The sequence below is a fragment of the Listeria monocytogenes genome (assembly GCF_041765605.1).
Taxonomy (GTDB): Bacteria; Bacillota; Bacilli; order Lactobacillales; family Listeriaceae; genus Listeria; species Listeria monocytogenes_D.
Window position 1 is genome coordinate 1,634,728 of sequence record NZ_CP168900.1, and the last position, 21,119, is coordinate 1,655,846.

Sequence of the window (21,119 nt, forward strand, 5' to 3'; positions counted from 1 at the left end):
ACTCGTTCACCCATTCCTATTTTGTTAGATTTCGATACTTTCTCCGATTTCAAGTACTTTTCCAGTGATTCCTTCGTCAAGCGATGCGACAAATTTGTGTGGATCTTGCGCGATTAAAGGAAACGTATTGTAATGCATTGGAACAACTAATTTCGCTTGTAAAAATCGTGCCGCAATCGCCGCATCTTCTGGTCCCATGGTAAAATTATCCCCAATCGGCAAGAAAGCAACGTCTAGCGGATTTAATTCACCAATTAATTTCATATCAGAAAACAAACCAGTGTCCCCTGCAAAATAAATATTTTTATCTTCTATCGTAAATACAATCCCAGTTGGGAAACCAAGGTTAACAATGCGACCATCTCGAACCGTCTGCGATCCGTGAAAAGCTTGCGTTAACTTCACTTGGCCAAAACTAAACTGTCTTTTCCCACCAATATGCATTGGCGCCATATTTTCAAGCCCATCCTCTACTGCCAAAAATGAAGCCAAATCCGCGTTACAAATAACGGTTGCTCCTGAATTTTTAGCAATTTCAACTGTATCACCGACATGATCGTCATGCCCATGCGACAGAACGATAAAGTCAGGCATCTGCTCTTCCGCTTTTAAATCACATTTCTCATTACCAGAAATAAATGGATCTACGAGAATAGTTGTATCCCCAGTAATTATTTTAATACAAGACTGACCATGAAATGAAATCTTCATGTTAAAAAACTTCCTTCCTGATTCATTATTCTATGTGTATTATTGTACCACTATTTATTATAAACTACTATATAACACCTCGTAAACTAGAAGGTGTTTATTAGCAAAATAATTCCTTCGCATGTTATCATGAAATAGAAATCAATTGGAAAGAAGGTACAATTATGGAAAAAAATATCGATGTCTTACAAAATTGGCTAAAAGACCAAGGTGCTGAGGTGGCATTTTTGACAGACCCAGAGAACATCGCTTATTTCTCGGGTTATCATAGTGAGCCTCATGAGCGCGTGCTTGGCTTAGCAGTTTTCCCAGATAGTGAACCGTTTTTATTTACGCCCGCTCTTGAAGTAGAAGATGTGCGCGGCGGTGACTGGACACACCCTGCATACGGATATAACGATACCGAGAATCCTTTCACCATCATTGCAGACGAAATCAAAAAACGCGTTGCAAATCCAAGCAAATTTGCTATTGAGAAAAAACATATGAGCGTAGATCGCTACGAACAATTAGGTGGATTATTCTCTGGCAGCTCTTTCATTCCGATTGAACACAAAATTGAGCAAATTCGTCTGATTAAAACCGAAGCCGAACTAAAAATATTAAAAGAAGCAGCCTTATTAGCCGATTATGCCGTACAAGTTGGTGTAAACGAAATCGCAGAAGGTAAAACAGAAGCAGAAATCGTGGCAAAAATCGAATACGAAATGAAGAAAAAAGGCGTAACTGCCATGTCTTTCGATACAATGGTGCTTACTGGTAAAAACGGTGCCCTGCCACATGGTACTCCAGGCGAAACAAAAATCAAAAAAGGCGATTTAGTTTTATTTGATTTAGGCGTTGTCCATAAAGGCTATTGCTCTGATATTACACGCACAGTAGCTTTTGGAGACATTTCCGATGAACAGAAAAAGATTTACGACACTGTTTTAGAAGCACAAATTGCCGCTGTCGAAAAAGTAAAAGCTGGCGTAAAAGCAAGCGAAATTGATTTAACTGCTAGAAATATTATTCGTGATGCAGGTTTTGGTGATTATTTCCCACATCGACTTGGTCACGGTCTTGGCGCGAGTGTCCATGAATTCCCTTCGATTACAGAAACGAACAATATGGAACTGCAAGAAAACATGGTATTTACGATTGAACCAGGTATTTATGTTCCCGGTGTTGCCGGCGTTCGTATAGAAGATGACCTCGTTGTCACAAAAGACGGCGTGCAAGTATTAACGGAATTCCCGAAAACCTTACAAGTAATCGACTAACAAGAAAAGCGAACTTTCCTTTGAGAAAGTTCGCTTTTTTTATTAAATTAATTCTTTGCTATCCGTATAAGGTAAATCAAGTGAATCTGCAACAGCCTTGTACGTAATATGACCTTGGTATGTATTTAATCCACGAAGTAAGAATGGGTCATTTTGCACGGCTACTTCTAAGCCTTGATTAGCAAGTTTCAATCCAAATGGTAAAGTGGCATTAGTAAGCGCCAAAGTGGACGTCCGCGGCACTGCACCCGGCATATTTGCAACAGCATAATGGAGTACGCCGTATTTTTCGTATGTTGGATTATCATGGGTGGAAACGTGATCTGTTGTTTCAAAAATCCCTCCTTGGTCAATCGCGATATCCACAAGGACAGATCCCGGAATCATTTGTTTAATTACATGCTCTTTGACGAGTTTGGGCGCTTTTGCTCCTGGAATTAAAACTGCCCCAATAACCAAATCAGCTTTTTTCACAGCTGTTTCAATATTAAAATCATTCGACATTAACGTTTGGACTTGATTGCCAAAAATATCGTCCAGTTCGCGCAATCGTTTCAAATTCATATCAAGAATGGTCACGTTGGCACCTAAACCAGCTGCAATTTTTGCTGCATTTGTTCCAGCGATTCCGCCACCAATAATAACCACTTCACTTTTCTCTACACCCGGCACCCCACCAAGCAAGACACCCATACCACCATTCGTTCTTTGTAAAAATTGTGCGCCAATCTGAGCTGCCATTCGCCCAGCAACTTCACTCATTGGCGAAAGTAGTGGCAACGTGTGGTCTGCAAGTTCTACTGTTTCATACGCTACACTATTTACTTTACTCTCCATCAAAGCTTTCGCAAGCGTTGGTTCATTTGCCAAATGTAAATATGTGAAAAGTAATAGTCCTTCTTTAAAGTATGTATACTCTGATGCAATCGGTTCTTTTACTTTTACAACCATATCTACATCCCAAGCTTCTTTAGCTGTTTCAACAATTTTTGCCCCCGCTTGCACAAAATCAGCGTCTTGATAATTAGAGCCAATGCCCGCATCTTTTTCCACGTATACAGTATGACCTGCATTTACGTATGAAAAAACACTTGCCGGAGTCATTGCCACCCTATTCTCGTTATTTTTAATTTCTTTTGGTACGCCGACTAACATCTAAATCACTCTCCTTGATATAGGTATAATAGACTATAAAAGATTTTCTACACCCCCATGCTAACACAATATACCTAAGTTGTAAAAAATTAACTAACTGAAATTCAAACAAAAGTTTTAGTAAAATTAGACGGATTTTTTGTATGAAACGAATTTATTTTTCATTTTATGGTTCTTTTAGGAAAAAGAGGGTAAAATATAAGTATAGAAAATACATATTTTGATTGGAGGAATTATTATGTTACAACAATACGAAAGAGTTTTAGTAGCAGTTGATGGATCCAAAGAAGCAGAAAGAGCATTCCAAAAAGCAATTCAAGTGGCTAACCGTAATGACGCGGCGCTTGGTCTGGTACACGTTATCGATACACGCGCGTTTTCATCTGTAGCCAATTACGATACAAGCATGGCAGACAAAGCTACCGAATATGCAGATGAATTACTTAGTGGCTATAAAGAAGATGCTTTAAAAGCCGGTGTAACAAAAGTAGAAAGCTACATTGAGTATGGTTCTCCAAAAACAGCCATTACAAAAGAAGCAGCAAAAGCATTTCAAGCAGATTTAATCATGTGTGGTGCAACTGGACTTAACGCTGTAGAACGTTTGTTAATTGGTAGTGTATCTGAGTATATTATTCGCCACTCCCCTTGTGATGTTCTTGTAGTACGTAATGATGTTCCTGATTATAAAGAAGAAAAATAAGGATAGAAAAAAAGGCTAGCTCTTAATTAAGAGCTAGCCTTTTTTTCTTTTTTAGTGATTGTTTTTAATTGTTTCTACATCACGAGCAATCATTAATTCTTCGTTTGTAGGAATGATGATAACTTTTACCGGGGAGTGTGGATAGTTAAGGAATCTTTCTTCTCCGCGCACTTGGTTAAGTGCTGGATCCCAGTATACGCCCATGAATTCAAGACCACGAAGTACTTTTTCACGGATGTATGAACTATTTTCACCGATACCAGCTGTGAAGATAATGGCATCTACACCATTCATGCGAGCTGCATAAGAACCAATGTATTTATGGATACGGTCAACGAAAACTTGAAGTGCAAGTTCTGCGCGGTCGTTTCCTTTTGCTGCTTCATCTTCTAAATCACGAAGATCGCTTGAAATACCAGATACGCCAAGCATACCGGATTCTTTGTTTAACACATCAAGTACTTGTTCTGCTGTTTTACCAGTTTTTTCCATGATGAAAGGAATAAGCGCTGGGTCAATGTTACCAGAACGAGTTCCCATAGAAACACCAGCTAGTGGTGTGAATCCCATGGAAGTATCCATTGATTTTCCGCCTTCGATTGCAGCGATACTAGCACCATTACCAAGGTGACAAGTAAGTAAACGTAACTCTTCTACAGGACGTCCTAGAAGTTCTGCAGCGCGTTCGGATACATATTTGTGACTTGTACCATGGAAACCGTATTTACGGATACCGTAGTCTTCATAGTAGCTATATGGCAAGCTGTAAAGGTAGCTTGCTGGCGGCATTGTTTGGTGGAAAGCTGTATCAAAAACAGCTACCGAAACAACATCAGGTAAAATTTTGCGGAATGCTTTAATACCAGTAACGTTCGCTGGGTTGTGAAGTGGCGCAAGTTCAGATAAAGCTTCAATATCTTTAATTACTTGGTCATCAATATAAACGGATTCAGGGAATCTTTCTCCACCATGAACAACACGGTGACCAATTCCAGTGATTTCATCGTAAGAACCGATAACTTTGTGATTAATTAATTTTTCAAGTAGCATTTGAACAGCAATTTCATGGTCAGGAATATCAATAACTTCTTTGATTTTTTCTCCGTCTACTGTAATTGTAAAAATAGAATCTTTCAAACCAATTCTTTCTACAATCCCTGCTGTGATAACACGTTCAGATGGCATATCATATAATTGGAATTTCAGTGAAGAACTTCCGGCGTTAATTGCAATCGTTTTTTCCATTTTGTTTTTGTCAATTCCTTCCATTATCGTTTCCTTTTGAACCAGTTCTCTATTTCAGCTAAAATCGGTGCAGTTACGCTCGGATCTGTTAGCGAAGAGAGATTGGCCAATAAAACTTCTTTTGGCGGCTTTACATCTACGTCCGCTTTTTGTAAAATCAAGATGCTTTTTCGTGCTTGTTCAGACTTAAACAGTGTTTCAGGCAATTTAATAATTCCCTCAATATGACCGTTTTTCTTGATAAACTTGTCCACCTTAGCAAAGTCACTAGTCCCAAACATTGCGTCAGGTACCAAGAAGAATAAATATCCTCCTGGCTTTGTGTAGCGCATTCCTTGTTCTATAAACAAGAAATGTGCAAATGAATGCCCTTCTTCACGGCAAAGTTCAAATGTTTTTGCATTTTCGTCATCCGGATAATACCCAACAGGTAAATCACTAATTACGACATCTACGGGATCAACTAATAAATTAGCCAGACCATCTTGATGCAGCAATGTCATTTTTTGTCGTTGTAAATCCGCTCCTACTAGTGCAAGCGAAATAAGCAAATCATCTACATCTACACCACTCGCATGAACGTCTACATCGCCTTTTAATTCTAGCTGATTAATCACTGTTGTTAAAAGGTTTGCAGTGCCACAGGCTGGATCCAAAATAGAAACATTTTTCTTCTTTTGAATTACTTTTTCAAGCAAATATGCCACTATAAAACCAATGGAATCTGGCGTCATTTGGTGGTTCACTTGAATACCATGTTTCATGCCTTTTAGTAGTGCTAATTGAAGACCTTTGCGGATTTCTTCATTTGAGAAATTCTCAAGTTCGATACTTTCGTAAGACGCTTGTAATTTCAATTGTTTTTCAGAAGACAACTCTTCTTTTTGTAAAACTTCTTTTTGAAACAGATTTTCTCCTGTTTCATAAACCGCTTCCAAATAGCTTATTTCAAGCTCATTTTGCAAGATAATAGCTGTATTATCAAGCACTTGAAATAATTCTTGCGTTGCTTCATTTGCCAAAAGTAACACCTCGAATTTTCATCATTACTAACACCACCAAACATTATACAGTATTTCTAAAGAATGTGAAAGGATTTTCTGTAGTAAAAGCGGAAATTAACGCTGGAAATTTTTAATTATAATTAGTACAGTTTATTTTTAGTAGTAATACAGAAAAAAGCCCTCCTATTTATGGCGACACTGGATAAAACAGTAATCCAAAACATTTGACTAATACCAGCCGCCAACATGGATTGTCTACAAAAAAGCTAGTAACGGTTTTGCTTTGCCGTTACTAGCTTTTTTCATGTTCTAAATTGCTACAGTTTTACTTATCTATTCCTTAGAAGGGGAATCGTCCAGTACCGAATCAAACTCCGATGACAGACCAATTAAACCTTTATTTTGGCACCTTTTATTAACAGTAATAAAGACGAATACCTGTTATGTATGAAATGAAAAATTTAACGAATCTCAAATTTATAGATGGCCTCAATTAAGTCGGTTTCCATTTTGTGCTGAACATCGGTGTCAATATATTGGTAGAGTGAGCCGTCCGGTCGGTAAGCCGTTCGCAGAGAGCGGCTTATGATATATCCACGAAATTGATTTAAAATGTCTTGAATAGCCACGATATCACCTGTCTTAGCTGATACTAAAGTATCAAAATGTATGTATTTTCCTTTACTCACCGTTTTGTTCCTCATATATTATCCGTAGAACCCTTAATGCCGCTAACCGACGTTTGCGTGTTGAAGAGTCATAACTTGAAAAAGCCTCTCCGATTTTTCTGTCTGTCCACCCAAGAAAGTATTTGAGCAGAATGATATTACGTCCCTGCTCTGGCAGACAGTTTAATGCGTTAGCCAGATTATTGTCTTGTACAATAATTTCATAATCCAATACATTGAAGATAGTATCGTCAGTAAAGTGCTGATCAATACGATAAAGGAGACGGGTTTCTTGAAAGGATAGACTTGAAAATGTGATTGTATTTTTCCCTAACCGCAGCCGCTCATAGTAGGCGGTGAGAGCTGCGTAATGAAGGGTTCTTAGTGCATATCGGTGAAACTGCCGCATATTTCTCTCTATAAAATCATTCGTCAGTTTCACATGTATCCCCCTATCATTTAACCGGTTTAGTTTTTTCTATTCTATCAAATTAAGTAAACTATACTACCCTAAAATTGGTTACACTTTCTTAATTAATGCTGTCTCTAGATTTCGTTTGACTATCTCGTCTGGGTATAGCCTTTGTTATTCCAACGATCAATAACTGCTTTATAGCGAACTGGATTTTTCATTGCATGTCTGCGAAGTCCTACATGAAAAACAATAGCTCTCATCACAATTTCAAGAACAGATAAAGACATTGTTCTTTTTGCTCTGACCAAATACTGTGCACATTTTCTATCTATGGTTTTTTCAGTTGCCTTGTTTAATACCTCTGAACCGTGATTCAGCTTTTTTCTATAATGTCCGCTAACCGAGCCACCAGAATAGTGTATAAATTCATTTAGAATTTTTTGTGCCTTTTTTCCACCCGCATTCTCATAAGTGATAACAGAGAAACATGGTTTATTTCTAAGAAGTTGTTCAAAAATAAAATACCCACGATCCATTAGAATTTTTAAATACCCGGATACATTGCTGGTATAGGTTGGACTTCCAAGAATCAAGCCATCGCATTGATCGATGAGACTGCGTAATCTTTCCACTCCATCATCTTGAATAAAGCAATATCCAGTTTTATAGCAGCCCATGCAACCCACACACAATTTTAAATTATAATTGCTTAAATCAATGTGCGTTATTTCAAGTTCCGAATCCATTGTGCAGAGTTTTTCATGGATATAGGTTAAAATTTTTGCGGTAGCACCACTTTTGCGAGGACTGCCATTTATGATGAGTAAATGCAAGGTGATATCCTCCTTTTCTATAACATTTTTTTCGTCATCCAGCCAATAAAGGAATAGGGCAATAATCGAGAACATAAAACTAAAATTTTATTATAAAGACCTGGTATTATGACAGACTTGCCCTTTTCCATAGCACGCAAGCCGGACAACGCAACCTTATGGGGAGACATAACGAATATCTTAAATAATAATGTGTGTTCTATTTTTGCTTTATGTGCAAATTCAGTGCGTGTTGAGCCGGGGCAAAGCGTTGTTACTGTGACACCTGTGCCTTTTAATTCAGCATGAACCGCTTTTGAAAGATGAAGGATATACGCTTTTGAAGCAGCATAGACAGCATCTTTAGGGCAAGCAATGTAGGAGCCGGTTGAACCAACATTTAATATATGTCCATGACTATTCTGAATCATTTCAGGAATAAACAACTTCATCATATCGGTTACAAAATTGATATGTAAATTTATCATGCCTTGTTCGCATGTGGCATCTGTTTCAGAAAATAACCCTGCTTCATTAAAGCCAGCATTATTTACCAATATGTCAACTTGCCATCCGTTCTGCTTAATAGATTTATATATTATTTCAGCAGCATTAGTCTGTTCAAGGTCACATGTAATGGTATCAATACGGTTATTTCCGTTTTCCAGCTTTTGTTTTTGTGCGGATAGCTTCATAGCATTCCGTGATACCAAAATGACATGACACTCTTTTTTAGCAAAAAGCTCACTTAGTGCATAGCCTATACCACTGGTAGTGCCTGTTATTAAGACAGTTCTCATTTTTGCTCCTCCGCTTGCTTCAACCTAAAAAGTTCAGATTCCTCCAGAAAGGTACGGCAAGGCTTGTTCTCCCCTGTATCCATCATTTCCTGATAGAAATTCACTTTAGCACCCAGCCATTTTAAAGAAGTTTGCATTGCCTTCATCTTTTCTTCTACAGATTGCTTGTACTGCGTTACTAATTGATAGCGTTCAGGGATTGTTTCAGGGCCCTTCAACAATAATTGTATGTAAGAGCGTATTTCACGAATCGGTACGCCAACTTCCCGCATCAACACAATCATGTAAAGCCATTCAATATTCTCTTCTGTGTATATTCTATTTCCTACACTATTTCTTTTTATTGATGGAAGCAAACCAGCTTTTTCATAGTAGTGCAGTGTGGGAACTGTAATGCCCAACTTCTCAGCCACTTCATGCGCAATATATTCCATATTCTTCACCTCATAAATAAGAATACACTATAAAGTGCGCTTTAGGTCAAGCTTTATTTTAAAGTTAATAAAATATTCAGGAAGCAGAGCAAGCATAGGAAGTGGCTATACACCAGCCACCTTCCGCCATACCCCTTTTTTAAATCATGTTTTGTGAGTGGGCAAAAGCCTAAAATATTTTTAGTAATTATTATAGCTGTATCAACAAAAAATGTGTTAAGTTATCCGAAAACAGCTTTTTTAAGACGGTAATATATGAAGCAAAATCCATCTCTCCCTTGTTTGGAGTGTACTCACTTGTTCCGACCCATCAAGCCTAAACTTTGCTGACTACGTCAGGGCTTGACAGGTCGAAACAAGTGAGTAAGTGGTAGCCAAGGGGAGAAAGGATATCTATATCTCCGATACATCTTTTATTATGGGGTATCGTTATCGGCTTGGAGAATTAGTGAACCGTTTGGCTAATTTACTTGTGCTATTTTAAAACAGGAGGAAAAACGTTGAACTATCAAGTTGATGAAAATGGAAAAATTATGAACCAGCAGCCTGAACAAATCACCGCCCTGTATTGCCGTCTATCTCGTGATGACGAACTTCAAGGCGATAGCAACAGCATTGTGAATCAGAAATCAATTCTCTCAAAGTACGCAGAAGAACACCGCTTACTCAACACTCGCTTCTTTATTGATGATGGGGTATCAGGAACTACCTTTGACCGTCCCGGACTGAATGAAATGCTTGCTCTAATTGATGAGGAAAAAGTATCTACTGTAATAGTCAAGGACATGAGCAGGCTCGGCAGGGATTATTTGAAGGTTGGTCTGCTTACCGAAATCCAACTGCCGGAAAAAGGTGTTCGGTTTATCGCTATCAATGATGGCGTTGACAGTAATCAAGGCGTCAGTGAGTTCATCGCATTCCGCAATGTGATTAATGAATGGTACGCCAAAGATACCAGTAAGAAAATCAAAGCTGTGTTTACAGCAAAAGGACAATCCGGCAAACCGCTTAGCACCTTCCCGCCTTATGGATATATCAAAGACCCAGAGGACAAAAATCGCTGGATTGTAGATGAAGCTGCCGCCGAGGTTGTTCGTGAGATATTCCGGCTTTGCATGGAGGGTAACGGCCCCACTAAAATTGCTCGGATATTATCTGAGCGCAGGGTGCTGATACCGTCTGCTTATGCAAAGTCAAACGGCAGAAGCGCACCTGCTGATGTTCCCGCTGATCGATGTAAATGGTGTGACAGTACCGTGGCTCATATCCTTGAACGGAAAGAGTATCTGGGGCATACGGTGAATTTTAAAACCTACAAGGAATCCTTTCGGAATAAGAAATAGCGGAAGAACCCGAAAGAAAACCAAATGGTATTTGAAAACACCCATCAGCCTATCATTGAACAGGATGTATGGGATACCGTCCAGCAGCTGCGTTAGAACAAGCGTAGGCCATCTAAGACTGGTAAAACCAATATGTTCAGCGGCATTCCCCATTGTGCTGATTGCGGGAGCAAGCTGTATTACTGCACAACCAGATACTTTGAGACAAGGCATGACCATTTCCGGTGTTCTGCTTCGCAAAAAGCGGTTGACCCGTGTACATCCCATTTCATCCGTGCTGTTGTGCTGGAAGAAATGGTACTGGCGCACATGCGCTATGTGATTGGCTTTGTACAGCGGTATGAGGACAGCTTTCGGGTGTCCATCGAAGCAGAACGTTCCACGGAAATCCAAAAAGAGTTAAGTGCCAAGCGGAAACAAATAGCACAGTCTCAGAAGCGTGTAGATGATCTGGATGTATTATTCCGTAAAGTCTATGAGGACAACGCTAGTGGGAAGCTGACGGATGAACGCTTCATGCAGTTGTCAAGAGGATATGATCTGGAACAGAAAACACTGCGGCAAATGATTACAATGCTAGAAAAAGAGATTGATCAGCAGGAACAAAAGACCACACAGGTAGAAGATTTCATTGCCAAGTGCAAGCGGTACTCTAGCCTAGAAACATTGACCCCTGCCATCCTCAATGACCTTGTGATCAAGGTATTTGTGGAAGCACCGGACAAAAGCACTGGCAAGCGCAGACAGGGGATTCATATCAGTTACAATCTTGTGGGGATACTGCCACCACTGGAACGCTTCCAGCCTGTTGTAGTTGAGCGACCAAACAAAGAAAAAGCAGAAACGGCGTAGCCGTAAGGCTACACCGTCTCTGCATAACATATTACTGTTTTATCCAGCCCCTGCATAAAGGAATGCTTTTAAGATTTAAGCTTTTTTGGCTGCTTCTATCGCTGCTTCGTAATTTGGATGGTCGCTACCTTCTGGAACTACTTCCGTGTAGACGATTTCTCCTTTTGCATTTACAACAAAAACAGAACGAGCTAGTAAGCGAAGTTCTTTCATGATTACACCGTATGCTTCGCCAAAAGAAAGATCGCGGTGATCAGATAAAGTAATCGCATTTGGTAAACCTTCTGCTGCACACCATTTCTTTTGAGCAAATGGTAAATCAACGGAGATAGTTAAGACAACTGTATTATCTAAATTGCTTGCTTCTTCATTAAATTTACGCGTTTGTGTGGAACAAACACTTGTATCAATGGAAGGAACAACGCTGATAAGTCTCACTTTCCCTTCATAATCGTGCAATGTTACTTCTTCTAAATCTCTATTCACCACTGTGAAGTTCGGCGCTTTGTCGCCAACTTTTCTTTCGGTACCTACGAGTGTAACTGGATTATGTTTAAATGTTACTTGAGTCATTTTTTCTTCCTCCTTTAATGGACGCTTCTATTCCATTTTAAAGAAGAAGTTTGCTATAAGCTATTTTTTTGCTCCATTTACCCATTTTTCATCTAGTTCTAAGTAGCCCGTGTGGACGACAGATGTGGATTCAAAGAAGTCCGCAATGCCTTGTTTGTTTGGTGTAAAGGCACAAACCACATATAACGGCCAAATGGTTTTTAAGACAAAGCGCATCGCACCTTCTCGAAATAAAACGGTTAACCAAGTCAATTTTCCGCCATCAAGTTTCACTACGCGAAGACCAAATAACATTTTCCCAAGCGTTTGTCCAAAAAACTTAGTAAGCAAAATAAAGTAAGCTAAAAAGATAATCGTTGTCATTCCCCAATAAAATGTGAAGAAACTGTCATCCATCCCCATTCCAGAGACGCGGAAAATCGGATTAATAATAATTCCCTTCAAGGCTGCAATGACAACTAAATCGACTAAATAAGCTAAAAACCGGATCCAAAAGCCAGCAAAGTACTGTTTAGGAATGGCTTCTTCTTTCTGAATTGGTGGTTCATAATGATAGACTTGGCGTTTGTTTTCAAAAGCAACATTTTCATTAGCCATTTGCGCCTCTCCTCTCACATTATTCTCCATATAAATACATCATTCTTGGCGCTTTAAGTGTGCCAGTTAATTTGATTAGTTGGGAAATATCTGCATTTTGACCAGAGATTTTTTGTGCAGCTACAGAGAATAACGAGCTAAAGTCTTCTGGTGCATCATATTGAATGACTGTCGCATCAGCTAACCCCTGTTCTTTTTTCAAAGCTTCTAGGGCATCTTCTTGATAACCAAACTCATCAATCAACCCGTTCTCTTTTGCTTGGCGGCCGTCGTATATGCGTCCATCTGCAATTTTACGTACTTTTTCTGCGGACATTCCACGGCCTTTTGCAACGACTTTAACGAACTCATTGTAAGAATCATCAATCATTGACTGCATAATTTTCTTCTCGTCTTCCGTCATTGGTCTTGTCCCGCTCATAATGTCTTTATATTCGCCGCTTTTAATGGTATTATCTGAAACACCTAATTTTTTCATGAGTTCACTATAGTCATACCCTTGCATAATAACCCCAAGTGAACCAGTCAATGTTTCTTTACTTGCAAAAATTTTGTCGGCTGGTGCGGAAATATAATATCCACCTGATGCTGCCATACTCCCCATGGAAACATAGAATGGAATATTGCGTTCTTTTTGAATTTGTAGAATTTTATCACGAATTTGCGCGGACTCCATAACACCGCCACCTGGTGAATTAACATACAGCAGCACACCTTGGATATAGTCATCATTTCTCACTTGTTCTAATTGTTGCATGAAAAATGAATGATCATAGCCCCCGCCTCCAAGTAAAGAACCAGAATCTCCCGTATCTTGAATAGTACCATCTACAGATAATACAGCAATTGTATCATCCCCACCTTCTTCAATTACTGTTTCGGTTAGTTCGCCGGTATCCGCGAATAGACTTTCGACAAATGTCGGACTACTCTCTTCCGTTGAAGCGATTTGACTTGAAGTAAACTTTGCTAACGCACTAACTATCAAAAGTGCAAAAACAATCCCTAGTGCAACCCATCTTTTAGCGTTCATTAATTTCTCCCCTTTTTCTATTTAGATAATGTAATAATAACAGTCTCTTTTATTTTGTACAATCTTTCTCTTAAATTGTGTTCCATTTCACTTTTTTACGGATGAAGAAAGAAATTGCCCTTAAGTCATGTTATAATAAGTTTGTTGATTAAAATTGGATTCTGGAGGGACAACTAACATGGCAAAAACTATTTTTTATTTTTCCTATCGAAAAACAGAAGAGTTACATGCAAAAGCAAAAGAATTGAAGAAAATTACGACTGATTATGGATATGAATTAACTGATGACTATCAAAAAGCAAACGTTATTATCAGCATTGGTGGTGATGGTGCTTTTCTTAAATCTGTAAGAGAAACTGGCTTCCGTCAAGATTGTTTATATGCAGGGATTGCGCTAACAGAGCAATTAGGTCAATACTGTGACTTCCATATTAATCAATTGGATGAAATCATCAAGGCAGCCATTGAAGATCGTTGGTTAGTACGTCGTTACCCAACTATTTATGGAACAGTGAATAATACCAAAGCATTTTATGTACTAAATGAGTTTAATATTCGTTCATCCATCATTAGAACACTTACGATGGATCTTTATATTAATGATTCTCACTTCGAAACTTTCCGCGGCGATGGAATGGTTATTTCCACACCAACAGGAAGTACTGCTTATAATAAATCAGTGAACGGTTCTATCGTGGACCCACTTCTTCCATCTATGCAAGTAAGTGAACTAGCTTCTATTAACAACAATAAATTCCGTACGCTAGGATCATCGTTCATCCTTAGTCCAAAACGCAAACTACGTATTGAAATTGCGTCTGAAGAAGGAAATAACGAATTCCCAATGATTGGAATGGACAGCGAAGCACTTAGTATCCAACATGTACATGAAGTTAATTTAGAAGTAGGCGATCGTTTTATCAATATTATCAAACTACCTAAAAATTCTTTCTGGGATAAAGTGAAACGTAATTTCTTATAATAAAAAAGTCTGGCATAAGTGCCAGACTTTTTTTATTTTGCTTCTAAAATGGCTGCTAGCAACGCTTTTTGCGCATGAAGTCTATTTCCTGCTTGTTGATAAATAACCGAGTGATTGCCATCAATGATCTCAGCTGTCACTTCTTCTTCTCGGTGCGCTGGTAAACAATGTAAGAAATGATAATCTGGCTTAGCAACGCTAGCTAACTCCGCATTCACTTGATATTTTTCGCCAAAATCCGCTAAACGTTTCGCATTTTCCTCTTCTTGCCCCATGCTTGTCCAAACATCTGTATAAATAAAGTCCGCATCTGCCACTGCATGTTTCGGGTCTACCGTAACGAAAATCTTGGCACCACTTTCTTTCGCCAGATTCTCCGCCGTTGCTAAAATTGTTTCATCGACTTCGTACCCTTTTGGCATTGCAAGACGAATATCTAGTCCAACCATGGCACCTGCTAACAGTAAAGAATGGCATACATTGTTACCATCACCAATATAAGCTAGTTTGACACCTTCCAACTGATCTTTCCATTCATAAATAGTCATTAAATCCGCTAACGCCTGGCATGGATGGTGCAAATCAGTTAATCCATTAATAATCGGAATTTCTGCATGATACGCCAATTCTTCTACTTTTTCATGACTAAATGTCCGGATCATAATTGCATCAATATATTCTGACATCACATGCGCCGTATCTTTAATCGGTTCACCACGCCCGATTTGCAATTCCTTTGAACTCATCACTATCGCTTGTCCACCTAATTGCAGAATCCCAGCTTCAAAAGAAACCCGTGTTCTAGTAGAAGGCTTATCAAAGATCATTCCTAAAATTTTCCCGCTTAAAATATGACTATAGTGAGCTGGATTCGTTTTCATTGCAACAGCTAATTTAATGATATCCGTCAATTCTTCTTTATTCCATTCAAGCAAGCTGAGCATATCTTTACCAGCTGTATTATTTTTCGCATACATTGTCATCCCTCTTCACTCCCAATCAATTGGTTTTCCAAAACACTTTTCAATAAATATATAGCTTGATCGATTTCTGCATAACTGACGGTTAAAGGTGGTAAGATTCGTAGCACATTTGCCCCCGCAGTTAGTATTAACAACCCTTTATCTCTAAGCTCCGTTACAACTGGTTCTGCGGTACTTTCAAGTTCTATGCCTATAAGAAATCCTCCACCACGAATGACAGAAACACTATCCAACGCCTCTAAATGCACTTCTAACAAGTTTCTAAAATAGTCTGCTTTGGCATTTACTTCTTCTAAAAATCCCATTTGTTTCATTGTCAGTAATATCTCTTTAGCCGCCGCAAGTGCCAATTTATTTCCTCCGAAAGTAGAGCCATGACTTCCCGGCCCAAAAGCACTACTTAGATTCGCTTTTCCGACCATCGCTCCAATCGGCAAGCCATTTCCAAGCCCTTTTGCTAAAGTGAAAATATCTGGATCTAAACCAATCTGCTCAAACCCATAAAGCGTCCCCGTTCGCCCAAGCCCAGTCTGCACTTCATCAATAATTAATAATACCCCCATTTTTTTGCAAAGCAATTGAACCTCTAAAAGAAAGGCTGCATTTGCTGGGATGACGCCACCTTCCCCTTGAATCACTTCTAACATGACTGCTGCTGTATGTTCATCGATTTCTGCTCGGAAAGCTTCGATGTCGTTATAAGGGACGTAAGTGAAGCCAGGAACAAGTCCCCCGAACCCTTGATGAATTTTAGCTTGGGCTGTAGCTGACATCGAACCAAAAGTACGTCCGTGGAAAGATTTCTCAAAGGTAATTATTTTTTCTTTTCCGGTATATTTTCTAGCTAATTTGAGCGCTGCTTCATTTGCCTCTGTTCCGCTATTACAAAAGAAAACTAATCTGTCTTTACCATCAGCAATTAATTCTGCGACACTATCTTGCAAAGCACATTCATATAAATTCGATGTATGCCAAATATTCGTTAGTTGTCGTTGTACTGCTTCTGTGACGTTCTCCGGGCAATGACCTAGATTGCAAACAGCGATACCACTTGTAAAATCAAGATATGTTTTACCAAATACATCCGTTACAACTGTACCCGTACCTTTTATTAAATCAACGGGGAATCTATTATACGTTGGAAAGACATAGTTCATCCTATCGCCACCTTGCTTTTTATTTTTGTACCTATTGTTTCAAGGGAATTTGTAATAATCACCTGGTCAACACCATTTTCAGCGGCAAAAGCGGCACTTGCTAATTTAGGAATCATTCCGCCTTTGATTACGCCAGTCTTTTGCAGCTTTTCAATTTCTGCTGTGGCTATTTCGTTGATAATTTCTGAGCCATTTTTTACTCCTGGAACATCTGTTAGTAAATAGAGCGCTTCTGCATGGAGTGCGCTTGCTACCTCACAGGCGGCTGTATCCGCATTAACATTGAGCCAATCGTGTTCACTATTTATACCAAGGGGCGCAATCACGGTGATAATATTTTCGCTAAGCAATTGCTCAATTAAATTTGTTTTTACTTTTGTGATTTTACCAACCAAACCTAAATCAGTGTCACTTAACCTATCTGCTTCCAGTAAACCTGTATCTCCAGCGTTTAAGCCAATGACCGAGATATTTCGTTTTTGAAAAGCAGTCGTAATAGCTGGCTGAACTTGACCAATTAAAACCATTTTTGTTACTTCGAGGGCTGCTTTGTTGGTGATTCGTAGACCATTTTTCGTTTCGACTGGAATAGCGAGGGCTTCCATCATTTTTGTAATATAATGACCGCCGCCATGAACGAGGACAATTTTCTTATTCGCTGCTTGCCACTCTGTAATTTGTCGAAAAAAACCTTCTGTTAAATTGTCGCTTGCAACACCACCGAGTTTTATTACTATCGTGTTTTCCACCCTTATTCCTCCTTACGTCCGGTAACAAGCATTGATTTTGACATATTCATAACTCAAGTCGCAACCCCAAGCCGTACCTGATTCAAGCCCGATATGAAGATCAACTTCGATAACAATATGCTCTTCTTCTAAATAGGCATCTAGCGCTTGTTGATTAAAAATGGTTTGGCTGCTATGATTCAGAATTTCAATCCCGCCAATTTTAATCGTAATATTATCTGGTGCAAATCTGCCACCTGAATAGCCAATCGCGCAAATAATACGTCCCCAGTTCCCATCTCCACCAAAAGCTGCCGTTTTCACGAGACTAGAAGAAACAATTTTTTTAGCAATCATTCTTGCGTCTTCTGTTTTTGTAGCGCCATTTACTTGCACTTCGATTAGTTTTGTCGCTCCCTCGCCGTCTCGCGCGATGCTTTTAGCAAGGTGCTCCGTTACCGCTTGAAACATATCCGCAAATTTTGCAAAATCCGCTGTCCCTTCCTGAAGCTTCGGGTTTTCTGCACAGCCATTCGCCATGACTACCACCATATCATTGGTAGATGTATCACCGTCTACCGTTATTTGATTGAAAGTTTTATCTACTTTTATTTTTAGTAATTTTTGCAATAATTCAGCTGGAATGGCAGCATCTGTCGTAATAAAAGCGAGCATTGTCGCCATATTAGGATGTATCATCCCGGATCCCTTTGCCACTCCTGACATTGTCACTGTTTTACCACCAATTTCTGTTTGAAAACTGATTTGTTTTTGAAATGTATCCGTCGTTAAAATCGCTTCTTCAAAATCGGCCGCATTTCCGGTTTGCTTTTCTAGCATCTCAATTCCCGCGTTGATTTTGTCCATCGGTAGCATATCGCCAATAATCCCCGTGGACGCAACGGCTACGTAATCAAGTGGAATATCTAACTTTTCTGCCGTTTGAGCCCGCATCGCAAGTGCATCTAGCATCCCTTGATTCCCTGTGCATGCATTGGCATTCCCGCTATTCACAATAATTGCTTGTAACTTTGCACTACTTTGAAAAGAGTCTTTCGTTACAAAAATCGGTGCCGCTTGCATTTGATTCATCGTATAAACAGCAGCTGCATTTGCTGGAACTTCTGAATAAATCCAACCAATATCATTTCGTTTTCTCTTTAATCCCGCGTGCTTTCCATCCGCATAAAAGCCCTTTGGCGAGGCGATATTTCCTTTAATAAGTTCCATTTTGTTTTTCCCCTTTCACGGATATACCGGAATAAACCTTAATCCGTCACTTTCAGCAAAATTCGCCATTATGTTTAAATTTTGAATGGCCTGACCAGCCGCCCCTTTGACTAAATTATCAATCACAGAAACGATAGTAATCACATTCGTTTTTTCATTATAAGCAAGACCTATGTCGCAGTAATTCGATGCTGTCACTTGTTTGACAGTCGGATATACATTTTCTGGTTGGATTCGGACAAATGGAGCATTCTCGTAGGTGGATTCGTAAAGCGTATGTAACTCTTTTTGGGTGATAGGATTTTTGGGTTTAACGTAGATGGTTGTGAAGATTCCCCTTGTAATAGGAATTAATGAAGTAGAAAATTGAATTGCCGGGATACTTTCATCCCATTTAGTTAATTGTTGCATTATTTCTGGAATATGTTGATGAGAATTCATTTTATAAAGTGTCATGTTTTCATTGGTTTCTGTGAAATGTGTACTTGCAGAGGGCACTTTTCCTGCGCCGGAAATACCTGATTTAGCATCTACAATAATGGATGTGGGATCAATCAACTTATTCTTTGTAAGTGGCGCGAGACCTAACAATGTTGCAGTTGCATAACACCCAGGATTCGCAATGAAAGTAGTTTCTTTCTTTTCACGGAATTCTGCTAAACCATATTCCGCCTTAGCGATATACTCGGTTGGCGCCGCGCTTTTTCCGTACCACTTTTCGTAAAGTTGCCTGTCTTTTAATCGAAAGTCCCCAGATAAATCAATGACATTCAAACCCGCATCTACATAAGGCAGTGCAATATCTTTGGCGATTCCAGAAGGCGTGGCAATAAAAACGGTATCACTTTTTTCGATGATTTCTGTTGGATTTATTTTCTCTAAGGGGCTAGCTTCTAAATCTTTTAAATGAGGATAAAAGGTTGCAAGTGTTTCTGATTGAGCGGAAAAACTATGTAACGTCGCTATGTCTACCGAAGCATGTTGATGAAGCAAGCGAATTAACTCAAGCCCTCCGTAGCCTGTCGCGCCTATAATGGAAACTTTCATCCTAACCCCTCCCGTTAATTATTAAATGATACTTTTCATTATAATGATGTATATTTATAATGTCAAATGGTTTTTTATTAATATTTAAAACTATTTTATGCATTTTAAGTTATTTATTATGTATATAATATACAAAAAACCGTTTATCCTTTTTTAGGATAAACGGTTAATCTTAAAATAAATCAGCAAACTCATCTTTCACTTGCACAGTTTCCGCTACATTTACAGAAATAGTTTCGATGTTGTCTAAAGCTTTTGCAATTAGCGCATCGAAATCTGTGAAACTTTCGTAATGCTCGATTTTATCTAGTTTTGGTTTTGTTTTTGGAGATGGTGGCGTGAAAATGGTACAGCAATCTTCAAATGGTTGCACTGATAAGTTATACGTATCAATCTTTTGTGCGATTTGAATAATTTCATTTTTATCCATGGATACGACTGGGCGAATGATTGGTGTCGCTGTTACGGCGTTAATCGCTAGCATACTTTCTAATGTTTGGCTGGCAACTTGCCCTAAACTCTCGCCATTAACAATAGCTAAACCATTTCTCTTGCGGCGCAGCTCATCTGTAATTCGGAGCATCATTCGACGAGTTACGGTCATAATCACACTCTCAGGAATTTGTTGTTTAATCACTTCTTGAATTTCTGTAAACGGAACGATGTGCATTTGTACCTGTCCGCTGTATTTAGCCAATTTTGCAGCCAAATCAATCGCTTTTTGTTTCGCTTGTTCACTTGTATACGGTGGGCTGTGGAAATGAACTGCTTCAATTTCTACACCACGTTTTTGAGCTAAATAACCAGCAACTGGGCTATCGATACCACCTGAAAGCATTAACATTGCACGACCCGATGAACCTACAGGCAGACCTGCTGCCCCAAGAATCGTCCGACATGATAAGAATACGCCTTCTTTGCGCACATCAATGGTTAGTTTTACATCTGGATTTTTCACATTGACGGTTAAATCTTCTATATTTTGTAGGACATGGGCACCGATTTCTTGATTTATTTCATTAGAATCAAGTGGAAACTCGCGGTGGCTACGTCTTGCTGCGACTTTAAATGTTCCATTCTCCTCGTGCGCATCTTGTACTAAAGCAAGTGCAGCAGCTTTTACTTCCTCTAAATCTAAATTGACGCGGACCGCCGGGCTAAATGATTGAATCCCGAAAATCGGTTTCAACCGTTCTTCTGCGAGCTGATAATCTGCCCCATTTAAAATAATATACATTCGGTCACGTTCTCCGTGAATGCGAACTTCCGGCAAATCAGTCATTGCACGTTTGACGTTTTGCGCCAACTTTGTCACAAATTGTTTTCTGTTTTTTCCTTTTGTAGATAATTCTCCGTATCTAATTAACATACGATCAAATTCCAAT

General features: G+C 39.1%; 22 protein-coding genes and 1 pseudogene. 5 read left to right on the forward strand and 18 right to left on the reverse strand.

The window, feature by feature from the left end; translation table 11 throughout:
• Nucleotides 1-24: 24 nt before the first annotated feature.
• Nucleotides 25-711: a metal-dependent hydrolase gene (locus tag AB2Q86_RS08350; protein ID WP_003730621.1), complete on the reverse strand. Its 687-nt coding sequence runs from the start codon at nucleotides 709-711 to the stop codon at nucleotides 25-27.
• 164 nt (nucleotides 712-875) lie between these two features.
• Between AB2Q86_RS08350 and AB2Q86_RS08355 the strand changes: the two genes are divergently transcribed.
• Entirely contained in the window at nucleotides 876-1,973 is a 1,098-nt protein-coding gene (locus tag AB2Q86_RS08355; protein ID WP_012581254.1) for a Xaa-Pro peptidase family protein, read from the forward strand.
• 42 nt (nucleotides 1,974-2,015) lie between these two features.
• Here AB2Q86_RS08355 and ald read toward each other — a convergent pair whose 3' ends face one another.
• Complete coding sequence (gene ald / locus AB2Q86_RS08360; protein ID WP_012581253.1) at nucleotides 2,016-3,128, reverse strand: alanine dehydrogenase; 1,113 nt, start codon at nucleotides 3,126-3,128, stop codon at nucleotides 2,016-2,018.
• Between the two features lie 238 nt (nucleotides 3,129-3,366).
• Here ald and AB2Q86_RS08365 point away from each other — a divergent pair, with 238 nt between their 5' ends.
• Nucleotides 3,367-3,831: a universal stress protein gene (locus AB2Q86_RS08365; protein WP_003725993.1), complete on the forward strand. Its 465-nt coding sequence runs from the start codon at nucleotides 3,367-3,369 to the stop codon at nucleotides 3,829-3,831.
• A 51-nt stretch (nucleotides 3,832-3,882) separates the two neighbouring features.
• On the opposite strand, the gene AB2Q86_RS08370 is transcribed toward AB2Q86_RS08365, so the two are convergent.
• From AB2Q86_RS08370 to AB2Q86_RS08400, 7 genes are all read right to left on the reverse strand, one after another.
• Nucleotides 3,883-5,076, reverse strand: a complete 1,194-nt coding sequence (locus AB2Q86_RS08370) for an acetate kinase (RefSeq protein ID WP_031694588.1) — start codon at nucleotides 5,074-5,076, stop codon at nucleotides 3,883-3,885.
• Nucleotides 5,077-5,099: 23 nt separating this feature from the next.
• Nucleotides 5,100-6,098, reverse strand: a complete 999-nt coding sequence (locus AB2Q86_RS08375) for a class I SAM-dependent methyltransferase (RefSeq protein WP_003727379.1) — start codon at nucleotides 6,096-6,098, stop codon at nucleotides 5,100-5,102.
• Between the two features lie 443 nt (nucleotides 6,099-6,541).
• Entirely contained in the window at nucleotides 6,542-6,769 is a 228-nt protein-coding gene (locus tag AB2Q86_RS08380; RefSeq protein WP_003772011.1) for a helix-turn-helix domain-containing protein, read from the reverse strand.
• Nucleotides 6,762-7,190: a hypothetical protein gene (locus AB2Q86_RS08385; RefSeq protein WP_003772013.1), complete on the reverse strand. Its 429-nt coding sequence runs from the start codon at nucleotides 7,188-7,190 to the stop codon at nucleotides 6,762-6,764. The genes AB2Q86_RS08380 and AB2Q86_RS08385 overlap by 8 nt, the downstream gene beginning before the upstream one ends.
• Before the next feature lie 119 nt (nucleotides 7,191-7,309).
• Entirely contained in the window at nucleotides 7,310-7,996 is a 687-nt protein-coding gene (locus tag AB2Q86_RS08390) for a flavodoxin family protein (RefSeq protein WP_012581252.1), read from the reverse strand.
• Between the two features lie 17 nt (nucleotides 7,997-8,013).
• Nucleotides 8,014-8,775: an SDR family oxidoreductase gene (locus AB2Q86_RS08395; RefSeq protein ID WP_003736721.1), complete on the reverse strand. Its 762-nt coding sequence runs from the start codon at nucleotides 8,773-8,775 to the stop codon at nucleotides 8,014-8,016.
• Entirely contained in the window at nucleotides 8,772-9,209 is a 438-nt protein-coding gene (locus AB2Q86_RS08400; RefSeq protein ID WP_003772018.1) for a MerR family transcriptional regulator, read from the reverse strand. Before AB2Q86_RS08400 ends, AB2Q86_RS08395 begins: the two co-directional genes overlap by 4 nt.
• A gap of 533 nt (nucleotides 9,210-9,742) precedes the next feature.
• Here AB2Q86_RS08400 and AB2Q86_RS08405 point away from each other — a divergent pair.
• Together AB2Q86_RS08405 and AB2Q86_RS08410 are read left to right on the forward strand one after the other, a co-directional pair.
• Nucleotides 9,743-10,648, forward strand: a pseudogene (locus tag AB2Q86_RS08405) (recombinase family protein).
• 36 nt (nucleotides 10,649-10,684) lie between these two features.
• Entirely contained in the window at nucleotides 10,685-11,404 is a 720-nt protein-coding gene (locus AB2Q86_RS08410) for a DUF4368 domain-containing protein (protein ID WP_012581249.1), read from the forward strand.
• Between the two features lie 75 nt (nucleotides 11,405-11,479).
• Here AB2Q86_RS08410 and tpx read toward each other — a convergent pair whose 3' ends face one another.
• The 3 genes from tpx to sppA are packed head-to-tail and all read right to left on the reverse strand — an operon-like array spanning nucleotide 11,480 to nucleotide 13,607.
• Nucleotides 11,480-11,977: a thiol peroxidase gene (tpx, locus tag AB2Q86_RS08415; protein ID WP_012581248.1), complete on the reverse strand. Its 498-nt coding sequence runs from the start codon at nucleotides 11,975-11,977 to the stop codon at nucleotides 11,480-11,482.
• Nucleotides 11,978-12,037: 60 nt separating this feature from the next.
• Nucleotides 12,038-12,574: an RDD family protein gene (locus tag AB2Q86_RS08420; RefSeq protein WP_003730654.1), complete on the reverse strand. Its 537-nt coding sequence runs from the start codon at nucleotides 12,572-12,574 to the stop codon at nucleotides 12,038-12,040.
• A gap of 19 nt (nucleotides 12,575-12,593) precedes the next feature.
• A complete protein-coding gene (gene sppA / locus AB2Q86_RS08425; protein WP_003730655.1) occupies nucleotides 12,594-13,607 on the reverse strand; it encodes a signal peptide peptidase SppA in 1,014 nt (337 codons plus the stop codon).
• Between the two features lie 178 nt (nucleotides 13,608-13,785).
• Between sppA and AB2Q86_RS08430 the strand changes: the two genes are divergently transcribed.
• A complete protein-coding gene (locus AB2Q86_RS08430; protein ID WP_003723315.1) occupies nucleotides 13,786-14,589 on the forward strand; it encodes an NAD kinase in 804 nt (267 codons plus the stop codon).
• 32 nt (nucleotides 14,590-14,621) lie between these two features.
• Here AB2Q86_RS08430 and argF read toward each other — a convergent pair whose 3' ends face one another.
• The 6 genes from argF to thiI all read right to left on the reverse strand — a co-directional run bounded on the left by argF (nucleotide 14,622) and on the right by thiI (nucleotide 21,118).
• Complete coding sequence (argF, locus tag AB2Q86_RS08435; protein WP_012581247.1) at nucleotides 14,622-15,572, reverse strand: ornithine carbamoyltransferase; 951 nt, start codon at nucleotides 15,570-15,572, stop codon at nucleotides 14,622-14,624.
• Nucleotides 15,569-16,729, reverse strand: a complete 1,161-nt coding sequence (locus AB2Q86_RS08440) for an acetylornithine transaminase (protein ID WP_012581246.1) — start codon at nucleotides 16,727-16,729, stop codon at nucleotides 15,569-15,571. Before AB2Q86_RS08440 ends, argF begins: the two co-directional genes overlap by 4 nt.
• Nucleotides 16,726-17,478: an acetylglutamate kinase gene (gene argB / locus AB2Q86_RS08445; protein ID WP_012581245.1), complete on the reverse strand. Its 753-nt coding sequence runs from the start codon at nucleotides 17,476-17,478 to the stop codon at nucleotides 16,726-16,728. Before argB ends, AB2Q86_RS08440 begins: the two co-directional genes overlap by 4 nt.
• A 12-nt stretch (nucleotides 17,479-17,490) precedes the next feature.
• On the reverse strand, nucleotides 17,491-18,687 hold the full coding sequence (gene argJ, locus AB2Q86_RS08450; protein ID WP_012581244.1) for a bifunctional glutamate N-acetyltransferase/amino-acid acetyltransferase ArgJ: 1,197 nt from the start codon (nucleotides 18,685-18,687) through the stop codon (nucleotides 17,491-17,493).
• Between the two features lie 15 nt (nucleotides 18,688-18,702).
• The gene (gene argC, locus AB2Q86_RS08455) at nucleotides 18,703-19,734 is read right to left on the reverse strand and encodes an N-acetyl-gamma-glutamyl-phosphate reductase (RefSeq protein WP_012581243.1); all 1,032 of its coding nucleotides are present in this window, start codon (nucleotides 19,732-19,734) and stop codon (nucleotides 18,703-18,705) included.
• A 172-nt stretch (nucleotides 19,735-19,906) separates the two neighbouring features.
• A complete protein-coding gene (gene thiI / locus AB2Q86_RS08460; protein WP_003730662.1) occupies nucleotides 19,907-21,118 on the reverse strand; it encodes a tRNA uracil 4-sulfurtransferase ThiI in 1,212 nt (403 codons plus the stop codon).
• Nucleotide 21,119: the final 1 nt, after the last annotated feature.

Bases quoted from the DNA above. Each gene is read 5' to 3' on its own strand.
- AB2Q86_RS08350 (WP_003730621.1), bottom strand. From the start codon at position 711: ATGAAGATTTCATTTCATGGTCAGTCTTGTATTAAAATAATTACTGGG.
- AB2Q86_RS08355 (WP_012581254.1), top strand. From the start codon at position 876: ATGGAAAAAAATATCGATGTCTTACAAAATTGGCTAAAAGACCAAGGT.
- ald (WP_012581253.1), bottom strand. From the start codon at position 3,128: ATGTTAGTCGGCGTACCAAAAGAAATTAAAAATAACGAGAATAGGGTG.
- AB2Q86_RS08365 (WP_003725993.1), top strand. From the start codon at position 3,367: ATGTTACAACAATACGAAAGAGTTTTAGTAGCAGTTGATGGATCCAAA.
- AB2Q86_RS08370 (WP_031694588.1), bottom strand. From the start codon at position 5,076: ATGGAAAAAACGATTGCAATTAACGCCGGAAGTTCTTCACTGAAATTC.
- AB2Q86_RS08395 (WP_003736721.1), bottom strand. From the start codon at position 8,775: ATGAGAACTGTCTTAATAACAGGCACTACCAGTGGTATAGGCTATGCA.
- AB2Q86_RS08400 (WP_003772018.1), bottom strand. From the start codon at position 9,209: ATGGAATATATTGCGCATGAAGTGGCTGAGAAGTTGGGCATTACAGTT.
- AB2Q86_RS08410 (WP_012581249.1), top strand. From the start codon at position 10,685: ATGTTCAGCGGCATTCCCCATTGTGCTGATTGCGGGAGCAAGCTGTAT.
- tpx (WP_012581248.1), bottom strand. From the start codon at position 11,977: ATGACTCAAGTAACATTTAAACATAATCCAGTTACACTCGTAGGTACC.
- AB2Q86_RS08420 (WP_003730654.1), bottom strand. From the start codon at position 12,574: ATGGCTAATGAAAATGTTGCTTTTGAAAACAAACGCCAAGTCTATCAT.
- sppA (WP_003730655.1), bottom strand. From the start codon at position 13,607: ATGAACGCTAAAAGATGGGTTGCACTAGGGATTGTTTTTGCACTTTTG.
- AB2Q86_RS08430 (WP_003723315.1), top strand. From the start codon at position 13,786: ATGGCAAAAACTATTTTTTATTTTTCCTATCGAAAAACAGAAGAGTTA.
- argF (WP_012581247.1), bottom strand. From the start codon at position 15,572: ATGACAATGTATGCGAAAAATAATACAGCTGGTAAAGATATGCTCAGC.
- AB2Q86_RS08440 (WP_012581246.1), bottom strand. From the start codon at position 16,729: ATGAACTATGTCTTTCCAACGTATAATAGATTCCCCGTTGATTTAATA.
- argJ (WP_012581244.1), bottom strand. From the start codon at position 18,687: ATGGAACTTATTAAAGGAAATATCGCCTCGCCAAAGGGCTTTTATGCG.
- argC (WP_012581243.1), bottom strand. From the start codon at position 19,734: ATGAAAGTTTCCATTATAGGCGCGACAGGCTACGGAGGGCTTGAGTTA.